We start from the raw sequence: 22,164 nt of genomic DNA, 5'->3' as shown, positions 1-22,164 counted from the left end.
ATTCGGACGCACAAAGGACGCTCTAACCTATTGAATCTACGCATCGTGCTTTCCGAAAATCGATTCCGATTTTCGGGCCGATGCGCTAGACGTTCCGCGCTGCCGGTTTTCTCGCCGGAACGTGCCGATGGACGGTGCGCGCGGCTGCATATAACTATGAAAAAATTCATAGTATTGCGGCAAGTTTTTGGCTTTGTCATACTTTTGTCAATAAGCAAGCCTGCCGCCGCAAAAGGCAGGTCTCAGAGGGGTTCCGATGCTGAGATTCTTCCTCCATCGCGTCGCGATGGCGATACCGACGGTGATCATCGTTTCGATTGCCGTGTTCGGGCTGATCCGTCTCATTCCCGGCGATCCGGCAGCCCTGATGCTCGGCGACATGGCCGATGACAGGCAGATCGCCGAACTGCAGACGGAACTCGGTCTCGACAAGCCGCTCCCGCAGCAATTCCTGATCTGGAGCGAAAACGCGCTCTCCGGCGATCTCGGCCGCTCGATCGTCAATGACGAGCCGGTGCTGCCGCTCGTCGCCGCGCGCTTCGTCATCAGCGGCGAGATCGTGCTGATCGCGGTGGTGCTGGCCGCCATTCTCGCCGTGCCCGCCGGGATCATCGCCGCGTGGCGGCAGAATTCGGTGACGGACCTCGCTCTTGTCGGAACGGCGACGCTGCTTCTCTCTATACCGACCTTCTGGCTCGGCCTGCTGCTTCTCCTTCTGTTCGGCCTGAAGCTCGGCTGGCTGCCGGTGCTCGGCTATGTGTCGCTGCGCGACAATTTCACCGAGGGGCTGATCTACATCATCATGCCGGTGGCGACCCTCGTCATGCACGAGATGGGCGTGCTGCTGCGCATGGCCCGCGCCTCGACGCTGGAAGTCCTGCGGCTTGACTACATCACCCATGCCCGCGCCAAGGGGCTTTCCGAAATGGCGGTTCTGTGGCGTCACGCCTTCAAGAATGCCTTTGGCCCGACCTGGACGATGATCGGCCTCATTCTCGGCAATCTGCTCGGCGGCATCGCGGTGATCGAGACCGTGTTCTCGATCCCCGGCCTCGGCCGGCTGATGGTCGACAGCATCTTCCAGCGGGATTACCCGGTCATCCAGGGCTGCCTGCTGTTCGTGGCGCTCTCCTATGTCGTCGTCAACCTGATCATCGACCTGTTCTATCCGCTGTTCGATCCCCGGGTGACGGCACAATGAGAAAACTGTCCTATAATGCCGCGATCGGCGGTTTCCTGATTGCGCTCCTGCTTATCGTCGCCCTTATCGGCGCGTTCTGGACGCCCTACGACCCGCTCAAGCTCGATTTCGTCGCCCGGCTGAAGCCGCCGAGCCTGGCCCACTGGATGGGAACGGACGAGTTCGGCCGCGACGTGCTGAGCCGGATCATGGTCGGCGCCGGGGCAAGCGTGTGGATCGGCACGCTGACGGTCACCTTCACAATTGTCATGGGCACGCTGATCGGCCTCGTCAGCGGCTATGCGCGCGGCCTGACGGACGGTCTGATCATGGCCGTCAACAATGCGCTGCTCGCCTTTCCGGGCATCCTCCTGGCGCTCGGCCTGCTCGCCGTCTTCGGCGCAAACCAGTATGGCATCATCTTCGCGCTCGGCATCGCCTATACGCCGTCGATGGCGCGACTGGTGCGCGGCGTGGTGATGACGCTGCGCGAAGCCGAATTCATCGAAGCCTCGAAGCTGATGGGCAACAGCGAGTTCTACACGGTGTTCCGCCACATCCTGCCCAATTGCCTGGCGCCGATGTCGGTGCTGGCGACCACCATGTTCGGCTGGGCGATCCTGTCGGAAAGCGCGCTCTCCTTCCTCGGCCTCGGCGTGCCGCCGCCGGCGCCCACCTGGGGCAACATGCTGGCCGCCGGCCGGCCGTTCATCGAGCAGGCCGTCTGGCTCGGCGTTTTCCCCGGCCTCTGCATCGCGCTCACGCTTCTCGGCATCAATCTTCTGGGCGACGCGCTGCGCGACCGTCTCGACCCGCGCATGAGGGGGCTGAAATGATGAGGGATCTTCTCCTTTCCGTCCGCGGCCTGACGCTTTCCCTCGGCAATGGCGTCAAGCTCGTCGACAATGTCTCCTTCGATGTCCGCCCCGGTGAGATCTTCGGCATTGTCGGCGAATCCGGCTCCGGCAAGACGCTGGCGACCCGCGCGCTGATGTCGCTTCTGCCCGCCGGCATCACGCCGGTGAGCGGCGAGACCGTGTTCGAGGGCCGCGACACGCTGACCATGAGCCCGCGCGATCTGAGATCGCTGCGCGGCGCGCGGATCGGCATGGTGTTCCAGGAGCCGATGACCTCGCTCAACCCGTCGATGCTCATCGGCCGGCAGTTGGAGGAGGGGCTGAAGCTCCACACCGGGCTTTCGCGTGAGAAGCGCCGGGACGCGATCCTCGCCATGCTGGAAAGGGTCGGCATCGTCGATCCGAAGGGCGCGCTTACGGCCTATCCGCACGAGTTTTCCGGCGGCATGCGCCAGCGCATCATGCTCGCCTCGGTGATGCTTTTGAAGCCGGCGCTGCTCATCGCCGACGAGCCGACCACGGCGCTCGACGCGGTGATCCAGCGCGACGTGATGGAGCTGATGGTGGAGCTTACCCGCGCCGAAGGCACGGCGGTGCTCCTGATCAGCCACGACCTGCCGATGGTGGCGCGCTATACCAGCCGCATCGCGGTGATGGAAAAGGGCGTCGTGGTCGAAAGCGGCACCACCGACGACATTCTGACAAACCCGCAGCATGCCTATACCCGCAAGCTGCTGTCATCGCTGCCGGGGCGCGGTGAAACCCGGGCATTCCCGCCGGACGATACGCCGGTGCTGTCCGTCGAAAACGTGATCGTCGACTATCACAAGGCCGGCGCGCTGTTTCGAAAAGGCCAGGCCAAGCGCGCCCTGCACGGCGTCTCGGTCGATATCCGCCAGGGCGAGGTGGTGGCGCTGGTCGGCGGCTCGGGCTCCGGCAAGACCACGCTCGGCCGCACCATTGCCGGCCTCATCCATCAGACGTCGGGCGATATCCTCTTTAACGGCAAGCCGCGCGAACGGGACTGGGCGCACTATCGGCAGAACTGCCAGATGGTGTTCCAGGACCCGTATTCGTCGCTCGACCCTCGCATGACGATCGTGAAACTCGTCGAAGAGGCGCTGCGCACAATGCCGGGGCTGAGCGCCGCCGAGCGGCGCAGGCGGGCGCTCGCGACCCTGGCCGAAGTGGGCCTGCCCGGCGAATTCGCCGAACGGCTGCCGCACGAGCTTTCCGGCGGCCAGCGCCAGCGCGTTGCGATCGCCCGCGCCGTTGTGCGCGAGCCGAAACTGCTGATCGCCGACGAGCCGGTGTCCGCGCTCGATGTGACGGTGAGGGCGCAGGTGCTGGCGCTGTTCGCCGACCTGCAGAAAAAGCACGGCTTTTCCTGCCTGTTCATCAGCCACGACCTTTCCGTGGTCGAGCAGATCGCCGACCGGGTGATCGTGATGCAGCACGGCAATATCGTCGAGGAAGGCCCGCGCGACGAGATCTTCGACCGTCCGCAGCATGCCTATACGCAGCGGCTGCTGTCGGCCATTCCCGCGCTCGATTTCAACGAGACCGGCGGCGTCAAGCTCAAATGGCGGCTGGAGGAGTGATATGACTGAACGAACCGAAAAAACGGCATTGACGGCCGCCGAACTCGCGAAAATCTGCGATGCGCAGGACTTCACCGTCCGCTTCAAGGTCAAGAACCTCGTGACCGGCGAAACCATCGAGCGCGGCGCGACCGAGGAAACGCCGTCGGCCTCGACCCGCAAGATCTCGATCATGATGGCGGCGCTGAAGGCGATCGGGGACGGGCGGCTGAGCTTCGACGAGAAGATCGTCTACGAGCCGCATCACGCCGAGCAGGTGGCGAGCGGCGTGTTGCGCCACATGACGCCCGGCATGATCCTGTCATTGCGCGATGCGATCGCCGGCATGATCACGCTTTCCGACAATGTCTGCACCCATATGGTGTTCGAGCGTCTGACGCTGGAGGAGGTTCAGGCCTATTGCGCGGCGATCGGCATGACCGGCACCCGTCACCGCTTCCTGATCCCGCCGATCGCGCTGCCGCACGACCACCCGCTCGACGCGGTGACGGTGACGACGGCCGCCGACCAGGTGATGCTGCTCGACACGATCCTTGCCGCCCAGACGGACGCCGATGCCTCGGCCAAGCTCGGCATTTCGCAGGACCTATCCGCCTTCGCGCTGAAGATGCTGAAATCGCAGGTGCTGCGCTACGGCATCCATTCGCGCCTTCCCTTCGATACCGTGATCGCCAGCAAGGGCGGAAGGGGCAAGCGCGGGCGCATGGATGCGGGCATCGTCTATCGCGACGGCGCGCCGCTCTTCATCCTCGCCGCCTATACGGACGGGGTACCGCTCACCATGCCGGACGGGCTTCCCGGCTACACGGTGGCACTCGAGACGATCGGCCGGCTCGCCCGCGCCTGTTTCACCGGACTTTGAAGGCCTGAAAACAGAACCAACAGCAAAGAGGGATAAACATGAAGAAACTACTCCTTGCCGGCGTGATGCTGGCGGCGCTCACCCAGACGGCGGCAGCGCGCGACATCGTCGTCGCGCTCTCCTCCGACCTGCGCTCCAACGATCCGGGCGTCAACCGCGACGGCAATACCGACGCAATCATGATGCACATTCTCGAAGGCCTCGTCGGCTACACCGAGGATGGCGCGGTTGAGCCGCTTCTCGCCAAATCCGTCGCCATGTCTGATGACGGGCTGACCTACACATTTACGCTGCGCGATGACGTCACCTTCCACAATGGCGACAAGATGACCGCCGATGATGTGGTCTGGTCCATGAACCGCTACATGGATGCCGACGGCAAATGGCGCTGCCTGCCGGATTTCGACGGCAGCCGCGTGGTCAAGCTGACCGGCATCGAGAAGGTCGATGACGCCACCGTGACGATGACGATTGCCGAGCCCTCGGCGGTCTTCCTCGGCCTCATGGCCCGCCCGGAATGCGGCTTTACCGGCATCATCTCGCCGAAATCCGTGGGCGAGGATGGCAGCTTCGCAGCACCGATCGGCACGGGCCCGTTCAAGTGGGACGAGTGGAAGAAGGGCGAGTATGTCCATCTCGCCAAGAACGACGCCTATGTCTCGCCGGAAAACGACGGCGCGCCGGACGGCACGGTCGGCGCCAAGAACCCGCTCGCCGACGGCGTCAAGTTCATGGTCGTTCCCGACGCCTCGACGGTGAAGGCCGGCATCCAGTCCGGCGTGCTCGATCTCGCCGAAGTCTCTCCGGATCTGATGCCGGAATTCGAGGACCGCGATGACAGCAAGCTGATCGTCGCCGTCAACAACGGCAAGAACCTGTTCTATATGCAGACCCGCGATCCGGTGCTCGCCAATCCGGGCGTCCGCCGCGCCATGGCCATGGCGCTCGATCTGCCGCAGCTGGTCGCCGCCGCCTCCAACGGAACCGGCACGCCCAACTGCTCGATGATCGCGACCAACTCGATCTATTACAGTGAGACCCAGCAAGAGTGCCTGCCTTATGACATCGAGGCGGCAAAGAAGGAACTGAAGGACGCCGGCTATAACGGCGAGCCGATCTCCATCATCGCCAACCGCCGCGGCAATGTGCCGAGCTATCCGGCGGCGATCATCGCCCAGGCGATGATGCAGCAGGCCGGCCTCAACGTTCAGATCGAGGTGCTCGACTACGCCACCCAGGTGGAACGCCGCCGCTCGGGCAATTACCAGGTGATCTCGCAGTCGGTCTCCCCGCGCCTCGATCCGGCGCTGATGATGAGCTTCTATGTCGGCGACAAGGACGAGAACACATCGCTGATGTGGGAGAACCCGAAAGCGGTTGAACTGCTCGACGCCGCCTATCGCGAAACCGATCAGGAAAAGCGCCAGCAGATCTTCGACGATTTCCACACGCTGATGCTCGAGGATATGCCGGGCCTGTTCATGTACGACATGGTCGACATCTGGGCCGCGACCGCGAGCCTCGAGGGCTCCCCCGTTTGGCAGGGCAATCCCCGCGTATGGGAAGTTTCGGTCGACTGACCGGCTATCGCCGCGCCGTCCCGGCGGCGCGGCCTTCCTCCTCAAGAACCCTTATCCCGCGGCCCATCGACATGGGCCGCGCGACCTTTCATGACCCCAGACCTGCTGCCCCGGCAGCAAACAGGACTTTTCCATGACCCAGCAGGCGATTGAACAACTCGCAAGTGAAATCGAGGCGTTGAAGCCCGAATTCATCGAACTCTCCGACCGGATATGGGACCTGGCCGAACTGAAATTCGAGGAATTCGAATCGGCGAAGCTCCAGGCAGCGCTTCTGGAGAGATACGGGTTTTCCGTCACGCGCGGCGTTGCCGGTATCAAGACCGCCTTTTGCGGGGAATATGGCGGCGGCAGGCCGGTGATCGCGATCCTCGGCGAATTCGATGCGCTGGCCGGCATGAACCAGGTCGCCGGCATCGCCGAGGAGAAGTCCGACAAGCCTGGCGCAAGCGGCCATGGCTGCGGCCACAATCTGCTCGGCGCGGGCTCGCTTCTGGCGGCGGTCGGCCTTGCCCGTCATCTGGAAAAGAACGGCATTGCCGCCACCGTGCGCTATTATGGCTGCCCGGCGGAGGAGGGCGGCGGCGCCAAGACGATCATGGCCGAGGCCGGCGTGTTCGACGATGTCGACCTTGCGCTCACCTGGCATCCCGCGCCGTTCAACGGCGTGCGCTCCACCAACAATCTCGCCGTGATCGAATATGATATCCGCTTCAAGGGCACGGCCGCGCACGCCTCCAATGCCGCCCATCTCGGCCGTTCCGCGCTCGATGCGCTGGAGCTTACCAATATCGGCATCAATTTCCTGCGCGAACACATGCCGTCGGATTGCCGGATCCATTACGCGATCACCGAGACCGGTGGCGTCGCGGCCAATGTCGTGCAGGCGCGCGCGGCCGGCCGCTACATGATCCGGGCTCCGGAAATCGTGGGCGCGCGGGCGCTCGCCGAACGGGTGAAGAAGATCGCCGAAGGCGCCGCGATGATGACGGAAACCAGCGTCGAACTGGAACTCGGCAAGGCAACCAACAGCCTGCTGCCCAACCTCACGCTCGAAACCGCGATGCACGAGCAGATGACGGCGCTCGGTCCCGTGCCCTTTGACGAGGCCGACGAGGCTTTCGCGAAGGACATTCAGGCGACGTTCTCACAGGAGGCGATCGACAGCAGCATCCGGCTCTATCAGATCAAGGGCGATGCGCTTTCCAATACGCCGGTCGACGGAAGCCAACCGCTGCACCGGGGCTTGAGGGCCTTTGAGGGCAAGTCGCATTTCCGCGCGGGTTCCACGGATGTCGGCGATGTCAGCTGGGTCGTGCCGACGGCGCAGTGCTGGGCGCCGGCCTGGGCGATCGGCACCAATCCCCACACCTGGCAGGTGGTCGCCCAGGGCAAGAGCCCGGCCGCCCACAAGGCCTTCGTCCACGCCGCCAAGGCGATTGCCGCCACCGGCCTGGCCGCCGTCCGCGACCCCGGCCTGATCGAGCGGGCGAGGACCGAATGGCGCGAAAAGACAAAAGCCCGGTAAACCTGCGGCAAGGCCCAGGGCCTGCAGGACGGCGTGTCCTCCGGCGGGCAACCCGGAGGGGCATGGTCCTTGCAGCGACGAGACGCTCGGACGGTTGGAGCATCGGGCGAACAGGGGATTGCCGGTTTTTCGATAACCCGATGCGCCTGAACAAGGAGATGGATCATCGGTCGGTTCAGATTAACCGCCGGATGAGCGAAGTCGAACGCACCCGTGTCTTTCGGGCCATCCCCCTGTATATCATCAGAAAGGTGATTCCAACGCCCGGATGCTTTTGCTACCATGCGGAGGGATCTGGACGTAAACTGGCGCCCGTTCTCCGGGCTTTGTGATGGCCTCGGCAACGTTGGGTTGGCAGGCGGGAGGGGGACGCCCGTGGCGTCGAGGGGCACCAAATGACAATCATGCAGCTGTTGATGCTGCTCGGCGGGCTGCTGATCCTGGCGGGCAGCTTCATCGTGGCCTGGCTCACCGGTGTCAGACGCTCCTATTTGCTGATGCTTTCGGCGTCCTTCCTCGTTCTCGCGCTCGCGTTCCTGGTGACCTTTCTCTTCGGACACTACCGCGTCACGCCCCTGCTTTCCGTGGCGAACGGGCTGTTCATCGTCGCCCAGGTTCTGTTTGCGGAGGGCCTGCTTCAGCGGCGCGGCAAGACCTTCGGCGTCGCCTTCAACGTCACGGCCTTTCTGGCGCTGTTCGGCCTCTACAGCTTTTTCCAGATTTACGGCACGGCGTTTCAGCGCACGATCGTCATCAATGTCGGCCTCGTCGTGGTGATGGGGCTTGCGATGCTCAGGTTCTGGATCCGCCGCGACGACACCCTGCACGACAAGCTGATCTTCTGGACAATCATCGCGCTTGGCGTCATGCACTGCCTGCGCACCGCCGTGATGCTGTTCACCGGGATCATCGCCGATCCCAACTCGATCCTCTGGCAGGCGACGCAGATCTATATCCTGATGATCGCGATGATCCTCACGATCGAAATCCTGGCGTCGCATTTCGTCGAGTCTCTTGACCGGCTCAACACGCTGCGCGACCGCGACCGCCTGACCGGAGTGCTGAACCGCGAGGGCTTCGAACGGGCGGTCAGCGGCCTTTACAGCGAGGGCTCGTCCACGCCGGTGGCGCTGACCCTGCTCGACCTCGACAATTTCAAGCTGACCAACGACACGCTGGGCCATCCCGTCGGCGACGCCGTGCTGAAGGCCTTCGGCCAGATCCTGCTCAGCGAGACGAGGGCGACGGACGTCGTCGGCCGCATCGGCGGCGACGAGTTCGCCATCCTCTCCCTCGGGCTCGATCGGCAGGGGGCCTGCGCCATGGCGGAGCGTATCCGCATCCATCTCGCCCACCGGCGCTTCCCGGAGGTCTCCGACGGGCTGGAGGCAACCTGCAGCATCGGCGTCGCCATCGCGCGCTCCGAGCGCGGCTACGAGACGCTCTACCGGATGAGCGACAACGCGCTTTACGGGGCAAAGCGGCTGGGGCGCAACCGCGTGGTTGCCGACGGCGCGCCCTCTGCCACGGCGCCGGGCGAAGTCTCGCGGGCTGGCGCCTGAAGCGGCGGGGAAGGGGCCGACGGCCGCGCCAGCGGCCCGCAGGCATGCGCTCCCAAGCTCTTGGCCATGCGTCGCTTTTTCGGGGAAGGCCGGTTTCCGCGTGTCCGATGGCGGGCAAAAGGGACCGGGTTTTCGCCCCCGGTGGGACCGGGGGCATCAAACTGTCGAATTTGGTCTTGCTTATTGCTGTCGAAAGCCTTAAACGGCGGCACTAAACCGGTTCGCCGGGTCATCCGTGTTACCAGTTACAGGAAGCATTTTCATGGCAAAGGCAAAGTTTGAGCGGAGCAAACCGCACGTCAACATCGGCACGATTGGTCACGTTGACCACGGCAAGACGACACTGACGGCTGCGATCACGAAGTTCTTCGGTGACTTCCGTGCGTATGACCAGATCGACGCGGCGCCGGAAGAAAAGGCACGCGGCATCACGATTTCGACGGCGCACGTCGAATACGAGACCGAGAAGCGCCACTACGCCCACGTCGACTGCCCCGGCCACGCCGACTATGTGAAGAACATGATCACCGGCGCGGCGCAGATGGACGGCGCGATCCTGGTATGCTCGGCCGCCGACGGCCCGATGCCGCAGACCCGCGAGCACATCCTGCTTGCCCGTCAGGTTGGCGTTCCGGGGATCGTGGTTTTCCTCAACAAGGTTGACCAGGTTGACGACGAGGAGCTTCTCGAGCTCGTCGAGATGGAAGTGCGTGAGCTGCTGGACTCCTACGAGTTCCCCGGCGACGAGATTCCGATCATCAAGGGCTCGGCTCTTGCCGCTCTGGAAGACAGCAACAAGGAAATCGGCGAAGACGCGATCCGCGCGCTGATGGCCGCTGTCGACGACTACATCCCGACGCCCGAGCGTCCGGTTGACCAGCCCTTCCTGATGCCGATCGAGGACGTGTTCTCGATTTCCGGCCGCGGCACGGTCGTGACCGGTCGCGTCGAGCGCGGCATTGTCAAGGTTGGCGAGGAAGTCGAGATCGTCGGCATCAAGCCGACGCAGAAGACGACGGTGACCGGCGTTGAAATGTTCCGCAAGCTGCTCGACCAGGGCCAGGCCGGCGACAACATCGGCGCTCTGATCCGTGGCATCAACCGCGACCAGGTCGAGCGTGGCCAGATTCTCTGCAAGCCGGGTTCGGTGACGCCGCACACGAAGTTCAAGGCAGAAGCCTACATCCTGACGAAGGATGAGGGCGGCCGCCACACGCCGTTCTTCACCAACTACCGTCCGCAGTTCTACTTCCGCACGACGGACGTGACGGGCGTCGTCACGCTTCCGGAAGGCACGGAAATGGTGATGCCGGGCGACAACGTCACGGTTGACGTCGAACTGATCGTGCCGATCGCGATGGAAGAAAAGCTGCGCTTCGCCATCCGCGAAGGCGGCCGCACCGTCGGCGCCGGCATCGTGGCATCGATCGTCGAGTAATCGACGCGCGACGCAGACATTCGAGAGCCCCGCCGGAGCGATCCGGCGGGGCTTTTCAGTTTGTTGACCAACCTCGCCACCCATACGGACGTCATCCTCGGGCTTGTCCCGAGGATCTAACCACCTCTCCCTGCGAACGGAGCGGTTGGTTGATAATGTTCTGTTTTAAAATGGATTTTTGTCCGATGCGCCTGTCATGCGGAAACGCGCTTGGATGCTCGGGACAAGCCCGAGCATAACGGGGACAAGAGAGGGGGCTTTCCTAGCAAGCTGAGCTCCGTCGGGGCGGTTCGGCGGTTTTTCGGCGTATTTGAGCCAACACGAATATCACATCGGCTCCCCCACCTCGACGATATGTCCGTCGGGATCATAGCAGCGAAACACCTTCTGGCCCCAGGCCTGGGTTTCGATCGGGTGGATCAGGTCCGTCTTCAGCGGCATCCGCGCAAACATTGCCTCGAGTTCGTCGGTTTCGAAATAGAGCACCAGATTGCCGCGGCCGTAGGGGCTGCGTTCGCCGGAGGGCGCGCCGAACATGGTCGCCTCAAGGGCGGGCCCCCTATGGAGAGCGAGCCCGTTTTCCAGCTGGACGAAATCGCCGTGATCCTGCGCGACGGTCTGGCCGAGGCGATGGCAGTAAAAGTCGACCGAGCGTTTCATGTCGGAGACGAAGACGAGCGTATTGATGAAAACCGGCTTGGCCATGGTCTCAGCCGCCCCCCACAAGCATCAGCGCCAGCGGCAGGGTGAAGAACGACAGCATCGTCTGCACCGTCACCACAGCCGAATAGAGACGGGCGTCGCCGCCGAGCTGGCGGGCGAGGACATAGCCGTTCATGGCGGTCGGCACGCTGGCGCCGAGGACCATGATGGCAAGCGGCGTGCCTGAAATGCCGAAGAGGGTGGCGAAGGCGTAGGTGATCAGCGGGAAAAGGGCGAGTTTCAGGAAGGACGGCAGCAGAACCATCGGCTTCGGCTTCAGCGCGTCGGAAATCACCAGCCCGGCGCCGACGAGGACCAGGCCCATGCCCAAGGCGGCGCGCGCCATCAGGTTCATCGCGTCATAGACCGGCTGATAGACCGGGATGGCAGCGAGATTGAAGGCGATGCCGATGAAGGCGGAGATGATCAGCGGGTTGGCGGCGATCTTGCGCGCCATCATGCCGACATTGCGGTTCTCGCCGGAAAACCACACCAGAACCAGCACGTTGATGAGGTTGAGGGGAATGATCGTCACCGTCATCATCAGCGAGATGACGGCCATGCCCTCAAGCCCGGCGAGCTTGTCGGCGATGGCGAGCGCCACGAAGCCGTTCCAGCGCGTCGTCGTCTGGAACACGGAGGTGAAGGCCGGACTGCCCAGCCCGAAGGCCCTGAGCAGCGGCCAAAGCGCCATCGTCAGGGCGGAGATGGCGGCGACGCCGAGAAGGGTCACCCAGGTTATGTCTCCCGCCGCAATCGTCGAAAAATCGGCCCGCGCCAGAGTGGTGAACAGAAGCGCCGGAAAGAGCACGTAATAGCCGAGCTGGTTGAGGCCATCCCAGAAATCGGCGCTGAAGAGCGGCAGGCGCTTCAGGCCGACGCCGAGCGCCACGGTCAGAAAGATCGGCAGAACACTTTCGAAGATGATCAGCATGCACGCATTCCGTGATTTCCTTACCGCCCGGTTAACTTTGCGAACCGAAGGCGCTTGCCAGAGAGAAAGAATTGCTGTCAGACAAGACAGGAGGAAAGGCGGAAAGGCAATGCAGGAGCGGATGACGCAGCGGTTTCAGATCGGGTTGATGGGTGCTGCGCTTGCCGCCCTTCCGGTCGAGCTCGCCGTCAGCGGCGCCATCCTGCTTGCCTTCGTGTTCGTCGATTATCTTTTCGACCCGAAGCGCATGCTGCGCGATCCGGCTGTGGATTGCGGTCCGGCGGGCGAGCAATAATCCTATCCGCGCGACAGGGCCGCAAGCCTGTCGAGCGCGCCCTGCAGGATGAAGGAGGCGGCAGCCGAATCGATCCGCCCGGCGCGCTTTTGTCGCGACACATCCATTTCCAGAAGCGCCCGTTCCGCGGCAACCGTCGACAGTCGCTCGTCCCAGAAGGTGAAGGTGAGAGGGGTTAGCGCCTCCATGTTGCGCACAAAGGCGCGGGTTGCCTGCACGCGCGGACCGGAAGAGCCGTCCATGTTCACCGGCAGGCCGATGACGAAGCCTGCGATTTTCTCCTTCTCGGCGAAGGCGAGCAGGGTTTCCGCGTCGTGCGTGAACTTGACGCGCCTGATCACCGGGCGCGGCGTCGCAAAGCGGCGCGAGAGATCGGAGACGGCAAGGCCGATGGTCTTGGTGCCGAGATCAAGGCCGGCGATTGCGGCATGTGGCGGCAGGGTTTCGGCCAGTTCCTCGATTGTCATCACTGTCATCGGTCTTTTCCCATGGTTTTGCCGCTTCCCGATGGAAAATGGCGCCTGTTCGCATTACGTTTTAGCCAATCGCGTTCAACTACCGCCTCGAAGGGAGAAATGCAAAATGAAGATCACCTGGCTCGGACATTCCGCCTTCCGCATCGAGATTGCCGATGCGACGATCCTGATCGACCCCTTCCTGTCCGGCAACCCCTCCTTCGAGGGGCTCGACCAGGCGGCGGTGACCAAGGGCGTCACCCATATCCTGCTCACCCACGGCCACGGCGACCATCTGGGCGACACGATCCCGATCGCAAAGGAAACCGGCGCGACCGTGCTTGCCAATGCCGATCTCGCCGCCTGGCTCGGGTCGAAGGGGCTTGAGAACCTGCAGCCGGGCAATACCGGAGGCACGGTCGATTTCGGCTCCTTTACCGTCACCTTCACCAATGCGCTGCACTCCTCCGCCTTCATTACCGAGGATGGCGTATCGCATGCGCTCGGCAATCCCAACGGGCTGATGCTGCATATCGACGACGAGCCGACGCTCTATCACATGGGCGACACGGATATCTTTTCCGATATGGCGCTGATCAACGAACTGCATGCGCCTGCGATCGGCCTCGTGCCCATCGGCGACCGCTTCACCATGGGCGGCGCGGTCGCAGCCCTTGCCTGCAAGCGCTATTTCAGCTTCGATACGGTGATACCGATCCACTACGGCACGTTCCCGATCATCGACCAGACGCCGGAGGCTTTCGTCAGCGGCATGGCCGGCGGGCCGACCGAAGTGCTGACGCCCAAACCCGGCGAAACGGTCGCCTTCTGATGAAATGCCCCGTTGCGAAGGGCGGCGACGCCCTTTATAGCGTGTGGTGAAATCGTGAAACCCGGAGAGCATTCATGTCCGTAGACACCGCGACCGTCAAACGCGTTGCCAGTCTGGCCCGCATCGCCGTCGATGAGGAATCGGCGGAGCGGATGACCGGCGAACTCAACGCCATTCTCGGCTTCGTCGAGCAGCTTGGCGAAGTTGACGTTACCGGTGTCGAGCCCATGACCTCGGTCATGCCGATGGAGATGAAGAAGCGTCATGATGTTGTGACGGACGGCGACAAGGCCGACGACATCGTTGCCAACGCGCCGGAATCCGAACGGAATTTCTTTCTGGTGCCAAAAGTTGTGGAGTGAGGGATGGTACAGCCGAAAATCGATATCGAGAGCCCCCAGCAGGATGATCTGAAGGCGCTCTTCACCGAACTGAAGACATCGCTCTCGCGCATGTCGTCTTCCGATGCGATCGACTACCAGCTGACCGTGGATGTCAGCACGCCGGGCGCCACGAGCTTCGTTGCCCGCGTCGACGGCAAGCCGGTCGCCACGGGCGCGCTGGTGCGCCACGGCAACGGCGTGGCGGAGGCCAAGCGCCTGTTCACGGAGCCCGCCTACCGCAAGCACGGGATCGGCCGCGCCATCCTGCGCCACATCGCCTCCCTGGCGAAGAGCGAGGGACTGCGCGAACTGGTCATCGTCACCGATGCCAATCTGACGGAATCGATCGCCTTCTGCGAGAAGGCCGGTTTCGAACGCACGGAAAAGATTCTGAACCACGCGCCGACCAAGCAGTCCGTCTTCTTTCGCAAGGCGCTATAACAACACGACAAAGTGAAGCAGATGACCGAACTGACCGCCCTGACCATCGCCGAGGCCCGTGACAAGCTTCAGGCGAAGGAAATCACCGCGACCGAACTGACGGCGTCCTATCTGAAGGCGATCGACGACTTCAACGGCACCTTCAATGCCTATGTCGCCGTCACGCCGGACAAGGCGCTGGCGATGGCCAAGGCCTCCGACCTGAAGCTGTCGCAGGGCACCGGCGGCGCGCTGGAGGGCATTCCGCTCGGCATCAAGGACCTGTTCGGCACGCGCGACGTCCACACCCAGGCGGCCTCGCACATCCTCGACGGGTTCAAGCCGAAATACGAATCGACCGTTACCCGGAACCTCTGGGATGACGGCGCGGTCATGCTCGGCAAGCTCAACATGGACGAGTTCGCCATGGGCTCGTCCAACGAGACCTCCTACTACGGTCCGGTGATCAACCCATGGCGGGCCGAGGGTTCGAACCAGAACCTCGTGCCGGGCGGTTCGTCCGGCGGCTCGGCTGCGGCCGTTGCCGCGCATCTTTGCGCCGGCGCCACCGCGACCGATACCGGCGGCTCGATCCGCCAGCCGGCGGCATTCACCGGCACGGTCGGCATCAAGCCCACCTATGGCCGCTGCTCGCGCTGGGGCGTCGTCGCCTTCGCCTCCTCGCTCGACCAGGCGGGACCGATCGCGCGCGACGTGCGCGATGCCGCGATCCTCCTGAAATCCATGGCGAGCGTCGACGACAAGGACACGACCTCCGTCGACCTTCCCGTGCCGGACTACGAGGCCGCCATCGGCCAGTCGGTCAAGGGCATGAAGATCGGCATTCCGAAGGAATACCGCGTCGAGGGCATGCCGGAGGATATCGAGAAGCTCTGGCAACAGGGCATCGCCTGGCTGAAGGACGCCGGCGCGGAAATCGTCGACATCTCGCTGCCGCATACGAAATACGCGCTGCCCGCCTATTACATCGTCGCGCCGGCCGAGGCCTCCTCCAACCTTGCCCGCTATGACGGCGTCAAATACGGCCTGCGCGTGCCCGGCAAGGACATTGCCGACATGTACGAGAAGACCCGCGCGGAAGGCTTCGGCAAGGAAGTCCAGCGCCGCATCATGATTGGCACCTATGTGCTCTCGGCCGGCTATTACGATGCCTATTACCTGAAGGCCCAGAAGGTGCGCACGCTGATCAAGCGCGACTTCGAGAATGTCTTTGCGCAAGGCGTCGACACGATCCTGACGCCGGCAACGCCGTCGGCCGCCTTCGGCATCGCCGACGAGGCGCTCGCCAATGATCCGGTGAAGATGTATCTCAACGACATCTTCACGGTGACGGTGAACATGGCCGGCCTTCCGGGCCTCTCCGTGCCCGCGGGCCTCGACGCCAACGGCCTGCCGCTCGGCCTGCAGCTCATCGGCAAGCCGTTCGACGAGGAAACCCTGTTCCGCACCGCCGCCGTCATGGAAAAGGCCGCCGGACGGTTCACCCCGAAAAAGTGGTGGTGAGCGGACGGCTTTCGCCCTGAAACGCGACTCCGTCAGTCCAGGTTTACGGCGCCGGCCGGAATAAGGCCCGCGCTGCCAAAACGCCTCCTTCCGGTGTCAATTCGGTCACACTCTCCGCGTTCAAGCGCGCCGTTCAATTGATTTGAAAGGCTGAACGTGAAGACGCTTATTGTGATGTGCCTGGCGGCCGGTGTGGCGCTTGCGGGCTGCACCTCCATGCTTGCGGAAAACGGTGAAACAGCCGCGATCGAGCATTTCCTCAGCCCGTCCGGCGGCGCGGCGGCATCCTCCTCCGGACCGGATGACCGGATGCGGCTTTCCTATGCGGCGGAGGACGCGCCGAGCCTTGCGGCGAGCGCTTTCGACATGGTCGTGAGCCTTGGCGACAGCAAGGTCAAGGTCTACCGCTACCGCGATCCTGAAACGGGCAAGAGCGGTTATTTCGATGCCCAGGGTTATCGCCTCGGGCAGTATCTGCTGCGCAACCCCGTGCCGGAGGGGCGGCGCACCTCCGGCTTCGGCAACAGGCGCCATCCCGTGCTCGGCTATTCGCGCATGCATGCGGGCGTGGACTGGGCAGCACCCGTCGGCACGCCCATCCATGCCGCCGCCGACGGGGTCGTGAAGTTCGCCGGCAGGCACGGCGGCGACGGCCGCATGCTCGTGATCGACCACGGCCACGGATACGAGACCGGCTACAGCCACCAGAGCCGTTTTGCGGACGGCATCAAGCCTGGCGCTGCCATTCGTCAGGGGCAGGTGATCGGCTATGTCGGCACGAGCGGCCTGGTGACCGGCGCTCACCTGCATTACGAAGTCTCCGTCAACGGCCGCAAGGTCGACCCGATGAAGGTGCATTTCATTCGCGAAGGGCGGCTTTCCGGCGCGGCGCTTTCGAAATTCGAGCGGGCGGTCGCTGCCGACGGCCGGGAGAAGCACGCAGCCGCCGGCGTGTGACAGGGATTACCGCCCGTCGCCGTCCTTCTTCTTCTTCCCGTCCGGGCGGAAGGTGTAGCCGGTCTCCACGGCAGAGAGGCCGTATTTGTTCCGCAGCGCATCCATTGCGCTTTCCGCGGCTTTGCGGCGGGCGGCCTTCGGGTCGACGAGGTCGGGCGGGTCGGCGATCGCGGGGTCGCAGAGTTCGCTGATGCCGATGCCGATCAGGCGGAATTTCGTGCCGTCGGCCTCGTTCTTCATCAGCGACAGACCGGTGGCGAAGATCCGGTCTGCAAGCTGCGTCGGCGCTTCGAGGTGGCGGCTGCGTGTGCGGCTCCTGAAGTCGGCGGTCTTCAGCTTCAGCGTCACGGCGTGCCCGGCAAAGCCCGCCGCCTTGGCCCGCCGCGCGGTCTTTTCGCTCAGCCGGCGCAAATGCCCGGCCAGAGTCTCGAAATCGCTGATATCGGTGAAGAAGGTGGTCTCGTTGGAAATGCTCTTGGTCGCCCGCTCGGGCTTCACGCTGCGCGTATCCTCGCCGCGCGCCAGATGATAGAGCCGCTGGCCGATCGTGCCGTAGCGCCTCAGGAGTTCGTTCTTTTCCATCTGCTGGAACTGGCCGATCGTGGTCAGCCCGTCGCGCTTCAGCGTCTCGGTGAAGGCCTTGCCCACGCCCCAGATCATGCCGACCGGCTTGTCGGCGAGGAAGGTCATCGCCTCCTTCTCGCCGATAACGGAAAAGCCGCGCGGCTTCTGGAAGTCCGAGGCGATCTTGGCGAGGAACTTGCAGTAGGACAGGCCGATGGAAATGGTGATGCCGAGCTCCTTTTCGACCCGGATGGCGAAGCGGGCGAGCGTCTCGGCGGGCGTTGCCTTGTGCAGGCGCTCTGTGCCGGACAGATCGAGAAAGGCCTCGTCGATCGACAGCGGCTCGACCAGCGGCGTCAGGTCGAACATCATCTTCCGCAATTGCCGGCCGACGGCGGAATATTTCTCCATGTTCGGCGCAATGACGGTTGCCTCCGGGCAGGCCTCCAGCGCCTTGAACATCGGCATCGCCGATTTCACGCCGCGAATGCGGGCGATGTAGCAGGCGGTGGAGACGACCCCGCGCTTGCCGCCGCCGATGATCAGCGGCTTGTCGGCGAGCGACGGATCGTCGCGTTTCTCGATCGCCGCATAGAAGGCGTCACAGTCGATATGGGCGATCGAGAGCGTGAACAGCTCCTCATGGCGCAGAAGGCGCGGACTTCCGCACCGGGCGCAGCGGCGCAGGGCGCCCGCCGACGGGGCGAGACAGTCGCGGCAAAAGCCGTTTGCCTTGGAAGTCATCTCTGCCATGGCGATCGGAACAAAGGTTGAACATAGCCGAAAATAGTGCTGGCGACGCGCCAAGGCAAGCGGGGACGTCAGCCATTCTCGGCGATATGGCGGCGGATGATGGCCTCGGCATGGTCCCAGCCCGTGGCGACGACGGATGGCGGCGTGGTCTCGGGCGCCAGCGCGCGGTAGTCGTCGTCGATCAGGAGGTTGATCGTCAGCGCCTCCGGCAGGCATGACGAAACCGAACGGCAATTGTAGAGCATGTCGTCGACGAAGATCAGCAGCGGCGGGCTGGTTTCACACAGGTCTCTCAGCACCTCGCCCTTTGGCTCTTCCGAAGCGATCAGCGGAAAATCGAAGCCGTGGCGGGCAAGCAGCCGCCGCCTTGTTTCGCGATGGCGCGGCGGCATGGCCGTCAGAAGCAGAACATCGGCGACATCCGTCAGGCCTTCAAGGGTATGGCGGGCGGCGGGGAAGGGTTCCTGCCAGTCCTCCTGGCTGTCGTAGAATGACGAGATCAGCGCCTTGACCTCGGCGTTTTCCACGCGCCGGCCGTCCTCCAGCGAAATGACATTGCCGTTGAGGGCGAAGGTCTCCAGCCTCAGTTCGTGATCATGCGCGCGCAGGAAGGCCTTGAAGGGCGCGACGAACTGCAGCACCACCTCGTCGACATCGACGACCAGAAGCGGCCGGTGGCCGATCCGAAGGTCGTCCGCCGATGCTTCCGCAAGCCGGGTCATTCGTCTCCACCATGGCCGTATTCGAGCCGCTGCCAGGCGCGCGAGACGGTCTCAGGGGCAATATCGTTGTCGCTGCAGAACGCCATCAGCGTCGGCTCATGGCCGGCGATGAAGCCGATCATGGCGCGCGCAAAGCCCGGATCGCCCGCAAGCGCGCGCAACTGGCCGGCTTCCACGCCTGAAAGCGCGCAGAATCGGCTCAGCATCTCGGGTTCGCGGGAGAGCCAGACCAGAATGGCGATGGCGAGGTCTTGTTCCGACGCCGAATTTTCCGGCTCTTCTTGAAAATGTTGCAAGCGGATTTCCGTTTCTTAACCAAATCGTCCTAAACTCGGCATCTGATGCGCTGATACGGGCACGGACGTGATTCTAGCTTCTTGCCGGCGCGTTGCAAGCCGGTACAGGGGCCGGTGCAAGGGGATAGCGCGAATGGCAAAACAGGTTCTGATCGTCGAAGACAATGATTTGAATATGAAGCTGTTTCGTGATCTCGTCGAGGCGCAGGGCTATGAAGTGGTGGAAAGCCGGACAGGGACGGACGCGGTGGCGCTCGCCCGCCTGTTCAGGCCCGGACTGATACTGATGGATATTCAATTGCCGGAACAATCGGGTCTCGACATTGCCCGGGAGATGAAAGCCGATCGCGAACTCGCGAAGATCCCGATCGTCGCGGTCACGGCCTTCGCCATGCGCGGCGACGAGGAGCGCATTCGCGGCGCGGGTTTTGATGCCTATCTTTCGAAGCCGGTCTCCGTGCCGAACTTCATCAAGACCGTGAAGACCTATCTGGGTGATGCCTGAGGGGACGACGTTGAGACGCGCGACGCATGAAAGCATTGTCCTGATCGGCGGTGAGGGCGCCGTGGCCCAGACGCTCACGGCGATGCTGAGCGGCTGGTCGGTCGGGTTCTTCCAGGCCGACTTCTCCGACAGCGAGAGCACCATGGCGGCGGTCAACGCCGCAAGCCTCATCCTGGTGGCCGTCGATGACGATGCGCCGGGGCCGGCGCTGGCTTGCTGCGGCATCCTCAAGGAACATGATTCGGGCGTCAGCGCGCCCGTCGCCCTCGTGACGCCGGAGCGGGCGGACGCCACGCTCAGGCTCGCCGCGCTGCGCGCCGGCGCCGATGACGTGATCGGGCTTGAACACAATCTGGCAACGGCGGCCGCGCGGATTTCCGCTCTCCTGCGGTTCCGGACATTGCAGAGCGAGGCGGGCGCCTTTGCCGAGGCCTGGCCCTCCGCCCCGCGCGCCGCCGCCGTGCCGGACGAGACGGTGCGGGTGCTGATCGTTGCCGAGGATCCGGCCATGCGCCGGGACCTTCTGAAGAGCATGCTTTCGCTGACGACCACGGTTGCCACCGGCAATCTGCGGGAGGCGCTCTACCTGGCTTCTAGTCAGAGCTTCGACCTCGTGCTTGTCCATGGCGGGCCTGTGCTCGCCGACGGCCTCAGGATCTGCGGCCAGCTCCGCTGTGTGCCGGGCATGCGTTTCGTGCCCCTGTTCGCGCTCAGCGAACCGGGCGGGCTCGCCGACATTTCCGGCGACGCCGCGCGCAGCGCCGATGACTGCATGGCATGGCCGGGCGAGACCGGCGAGCTGATCTTGCGGGCGCTTCTGCATCTGCGCCGCAAGCGCTTTGTCGAGGCGCTCGGCACGGCGATCGATGATCTTTCCGAGGCGCCGGAAACGGTCGAGAGCGATACCGGGCTTCTGGCGCCGGAGCGTTTCGCAACGACGCTCAACGCGTTGAAGCGCGAGGCCTCGACCGCCGGCGCGCCGCTCTATATGGGCGTTGTCCGCGTGCCGGAGGATGAAAGCGGCGCTCGGGCGGAAGCCGTCGCGGCGCTGATCCGCTATCACCTGAGCGGGCGGGATGCGGCAAGCCGCGTGGAAGACGGACTCTTCGCCATTCTCTACCCCGACCGTCGCCGCGACGACGCCGAACAGGCGATCGCGGCGCTGCGCCAGCGTCTCGATGCCAATCTCGCCAGGCTTCTGGGGGAGGGCGTGCAGGACGCCTACCAGCCCGCCGTTAATCCGGCGCTGGCCATCCGCACCGCGCTGACGGAAGTAAGCTGAAGCAGGGCAAAGTCATTTTGAAGAAATCCACCGTCTGATCTTCTTGGCGGATTTCGCCCGCAGGTGCTGCGGCGCAGCGCGTCTCGGGTTATCGCAACCGAGCGACCGTTTTTTTGACCATCCGGTAAATCCCGGATAAATGCTTGGCCGTTAACCATGAAAGCGCCGGTTTCGGGCGAAAACATCGAAAATCGGTTGATTATTATTTCAGAGCGTACAAAATTGATGAAACTGCCTTTGGCAGTTGCCCCATGATGCTCAGGTCCGCCGCATCTCCTGGTCTCGTGGGGTCGGTCGGCTGATTGGCGACGGGATTCCTCGTGCCCGCGGCAATCAGCCGGCCGCTCTTCATGTTAGCGCTTTCTTTTTCGTTCTCGCGGGTATGCGCGCTCCTGACGCGCCGCGACTGCGCCGCGCGCCAGGCCACATGCGCCCGGCCGCGAACGGCCGACGGCACGTGCGGCCCTCAGTCTTCGTCCGGGACGAAATGCATGGCATGGCCGTTCATGCAGTAGCGCAGGCCGGTCGGGGGCGGGCCGTCGGGAAAGACGTGGCCGAGATGGCCGCCGCAATTGGCGCAGCGGATTTCGGTGCGCACCATGCCGTGGGAATCGTCGCGCAATTCGGCGACGACGCCGGGCGCGACCGGCTCGAAAAAGCTCGGCCAGCCGCAGCCGGCGTCAAACTTGGTGTCCGAGCGGAACAGCGCGGTTTCACAGCCGGCGCAATAGTAGGTACCTGATTCGAAGCTGTTCCAGTACGGGCCGGTGAAGGGCCGCTCGGTGCCGTGCTCGCGCAGGATATGGTACTGTTCCGGGGTCAGTTCTTCACGCCATTGTGAATCGGACAGCGTTTTTTTCTGTTTATTGCTCTGGGTCAACGTCGCGCTCCGGATTGTTTTACCGTTTAATGGGATTGCCCGCTGTCTTACT

23 protein-coding genes are annotated in these 22,164 nt (G+C 63.7%); 16 read left to right on the top strand and 7 right to left on the bottom strand.

Translation table 11 applies throughout. The annotated features are described in order from the left end of the window. The first annotated feature begins 256 nt into the window (after positions 1-256). The 8 genes from AZF01_RS12405 to tuf all read left to right on the top strand — a co-directional run bounded on the left by AZF01_RS12405 (position 257) and on the right by tuf (position 10,608). Positions 257-1,201 carry an ABC transporter permease gene (locus AZF01_RS12405; protein WP_024709135.1) on the top strand — a complete coding sequence of 315 codons (945 nt, stop codon included), beginning with the start codon at positions 257-259 and terminating at the stop codon, positions 1,199-1,201. Beyond that, positions 1,198-2,016 (top strand): ABC transporter permease, encoded by an 819-nt coding sequence (locus AZF01_RS12400; protein ID WP_024709136.1) that lies wholly within the window; start codon positions 1,198-1,200, stop codon positions 2,014-2,016. The genes AZF01_RS12405 and AZF01_RS12400 overlap by 4 nt, the downstream gene beginning before the upstream one ends. Continuing rightward, positions 2,013-3,638, top strand: coding sequence for an ABC transporter ATP-binding protein (locus AZF01_RS12395; RefSeq protein WP_061449687.1), 1,626 nt, complete (start codon positions 2,013-2,015; stop codon positions 3,636-3,638). The genes AZF01_RS12400 and AZF01_RS12395 overlap by 4 nt, the downstream gene beginning before the upstream one ends. 1 nt (position 3,639) lies before the next feature. Next, positions 3,640-4,500 carry a serine hydrolase gene (locus AZF01_RS12390; RefSeq protein ID WP_024707748.1) on the top strand — a complete coding sequence of 287 codons (861 nt, stop codon included), beginning with the start codon at positions 3,640-3,642 and terminating at the stop codon, positions 4,498-4,500. A gap of 38 nt (positions 4,501-4,538) precedes the next feature. After that, the gene (locus AZF01_RS12385; RefSeq protein ID WP_024707749.1) at positions 4,539-6,080 is read left to right on the top strand and encodes an ABC transporter substrate-binding protein; all 1,542 of its coding nucleotides are present in this window, start codon (positions 4,539-4,541) and stop codon (positions 6,078-6,080) included. Positions 6,081-6,213: 133 nt separating this feature from the next. Then, positions 6,214-7,608, top strand: coding sequence for a M20 family metallopeptidase (locus AZF01_RS12380; protein ID WP_024707750.1), 1,395 nt, complete (start codon positions 6,214-6,216; stop codon positions 7,606-7,608). 395 nt (positions 7,609-8,003) lie between these two features. Further along, on the top strand, positions 8,004-9,170 hold the full coding sequence (locus AZF01_RS12375; RefSeq protein ID WP_081725754.1) for a GGDEF domain-containing protein: 1,167 nt from the start codon (positions 8,004-8,006) through the stop codon (positions 9,168-9,170). Positions 9,171-9,432: 262 nt separating this feature from the next. Further along, positions 9,433-10,608 carry an elongation factor Tu gene (tuf, locus tag AZF01_RS12370; protein WP_061449643.1) on the top strand — a complete coding sequence of 392 codons (1,176 nt, stop codon included), beginning with the start codon at positions 9,433-9,435 and terminating at the stop codon, positions 10,606-10,608. Positions 10,609-10,935: 327 nt separating this feature from the next. On the opposite strand, the gene AZF01_RS12365 is transcribed toward tuf, so the two are convergent. Further along, positions 10,936-11,313 carry a VOC family protein gene (locus AZF01_RS12365; RefSeq protein WP_024707349.1) on the bottom strand — a complete coding sequence of 126 codons (378 nt, stop codon included), beginning with the start codon at positions 11,311-11,313 and terminating at the stop codon, positions 10,936-10,938. A 4-nt stretch (positions 11,314-11,317) separates the two neighbouring features. Next, positions 11,318-12,244 carry an AEC family transporter gene (locus AZF01_RS12360; protein WP_024707348.1) on the bottom strand — a complete coding sequence of 309 codons (927 nt, stop codon included), beginning with the start codon at positions 12,242-12,244 and terminating at the stop codon, positions 11,318-11,320. Positions 12,245-12,365: 121 nt separating this feature from the next. Between AZF01_RS12360 and AZF01_RS12355 the strand changes: the two genes are divergently transcribed. Next, positions 12,366-12,539, top strand: coding sequence for a hypothetical protein (locus AZF01_RS12355; RefSeq protein WP_156484733.1), 174 nt, complete (start codon positions 12,366-12,368; stop codon positions 12,537-12,539). Positions 12,540-12,541: 2 nt separating this feature from the next. On the opposite strand, the gene ruvX is transcribed toward AZF01_RS12355, so the two are convergent. After that, a complete protein-coding gene (ruvX, locus tag AZF01_RS12350; RefSeq protein WP_024707346.1) occupies positions 12,542-13,015 on the bottom strand; it encodes a Holliday junction resolvase RuvX in 474 nt (157 codons plus the stop codon). 106 nt (positions 13,016-13,121) lie between these two features. On the opposite strand from ruvX, the gene AZF01_RS12345 reads away from it, so the two are divergent. The 5 genes from AZF01_RS12345 (at position 13,122) to AZF01_RS12325 (ending at position 17,110) form a co-directional block, all read left to right on the top strand. After that, the gene (locus AZF01_RS12345; protein WP_024707345.1) at positions 13,122-13,826 is read left to right on the top strand and encodes a metal-dependent hydrolase; all 705 of its coding nucleotides are present in this window, start codon (positions 13,122-13,124) and stop codon (positions 13,824-13,826) included. 74 nt (positions 13,827-13,900) lie between these two features. Further along, a complete protein-coding gene (gene gatC / locus AZF01_RS12340; RefSeq protein WP_024707344.1) occupies positions 13,901-14,188 on the top strand; it encodes an Asp-tRNA(Asn)/Glu-tRNA(Gln) amidotransferase subunit GatC in 288 nt (95 codons plus the stop codon). 3 nt (positions 14,189-14,191) lie between these two features. Then, complete coding sequence (locus AZF01_RS12335; protein WP_024707343.1) at positions 14,192-14,650, top strand: GNAT family N-acetyltransferase; 459 nt, start codon at positions 14,192-14,194, stop codon at positions 14,648-14,650. A 21-nt stretch (positions 14,651-14,671) separates the two neighbouring features. Continuing rightward, positions 14,672-16,153 (top strand): Asp-tRNA(Asn)/Glu-tRNA(Gln) amidotransferase subunit GatA, encoded by a 1,482-nt coding sequence (gene gatA, locus AZF01_RS12330; RefSeq protein WP_024707342.1) that lies wholly within the window; start codon positions 14,672-14,674, stop codon positions 16,151-16,153. Between the two features lie 156 nt (positions 16,154-16,309). Further along, complete coding sequence (locus AZF01_RS12325; RefSeq protein ID WP_244435533.1) at positions 16,310-17,110, top strand: M23 family metallopeptidase; 801 nt, start codon at positions 16,310-16,312, stop codon at positions 17,108-17,110. Positions 17,111-17,116: 6 nt separating this feature from the next. On the opposite strand, the gene AZF01_RS12320 is transcribed toward AZF01_RS12325, so the two are convergent. The 3 genes from AZF01_RS12320 to AZF01_RS12310 all read right to left on the bottom strand — a co-directional run bounded on the left by AZF01_RS12320 (position 17,117) and on the right by AZF01_RS12310 (position 19,445). Continuing rightward, the gene (locus AZF01_RS12320; protein ID WP_024707340.1) at positions 17,117-18,427 is read right to left on the bottom strand and encodes a DNA polymerase IV; all 1,311 of its coding nucleotides are present in this window, start codon (positions 18,425-18,427) and stop codon (positions 17,117-17,119) included. A 68-nt stretch (positions 18,428-18,495) separates the two neighbouring features. After that, on the bottom strand, positions 18,496-19,149 hold the full coding sequence (locus AZF01_RS12315) for a hypothetical protein (RefSeq protein WP_024707339.1): 654 nt from the start codon (positions 19,147-19,149) through the stop codon (positions 18,496-18,498). Further along, on the bottom strand, positions 19,146-19,445 hold the full coding sequence (locus AZF01_RS12310) for a DUF3572 domain-containing protein (RefSeq protein WP_024707338.1): 300 nt from the start codon (positions 19,443-19,445) through the stop codon (positions 19,146-19,148). The genes AZF01_RS12315 and AZF01_RS12310 overlap by 4 nt, the downstream gene beginning before the upstream one ends. Positions 19,446-19,578: 133 nt before the next feature. Between AZF01_RS12310 and AZF01_RS12305 the strand changes: the two genes are divergently transcribed. Both AZF01_RS12305 and AZF01_RS12300 read left to right on the top strand, forming a co-directional pair. Continuing rightward, entirely contained in the window at positions 19,579-19,950 is a 372-nt protein-coding gene (locus AZF01_RS12305; protein WP_024707337.1) for a response regulator, read from the top strand. Between the two features lie 10 nt (positions 19,951-19,960). Further along, a complete protein-coding gene (locus tag AZF01_RS12300) occupies positions 19,961-21,232 on the top strand; it encodes a hypothetical protein (RefSeq protein WP_024707336.1) in 1,272 nt (423 codons plus the stop codon). 466 nt (positions 21,233-21,698) lie between these two features. Here AZF01_RS12300 and msrB read toward each other — a convergent pair whose 3' ends face one another. After that, entirely contained in the window at positions 21,699-22,112 is a 414-nt protein-coding gene (gene msrB / locus AZF01_RS12295; protein ID WP_024707334.1) for a peptide-methionine (R)-S-oxide reductase MsrB, read from the bottom strand. Positions 22,113-22,164: the final 52 nt, after the last annotated feature.

The organism is Martelella sp. AD-3, assembly GCF_001578105.1.
Lineage (GTDB): Bacteria > Pseudomonadota > Alphaproteobacteria > Rhizobiales > Rhizobiaceae > Martelella.
Note: the sequence above shows the minus strand (reverse complement) of the source record. Positions and strands in the feature narration are given on the sequence as shown.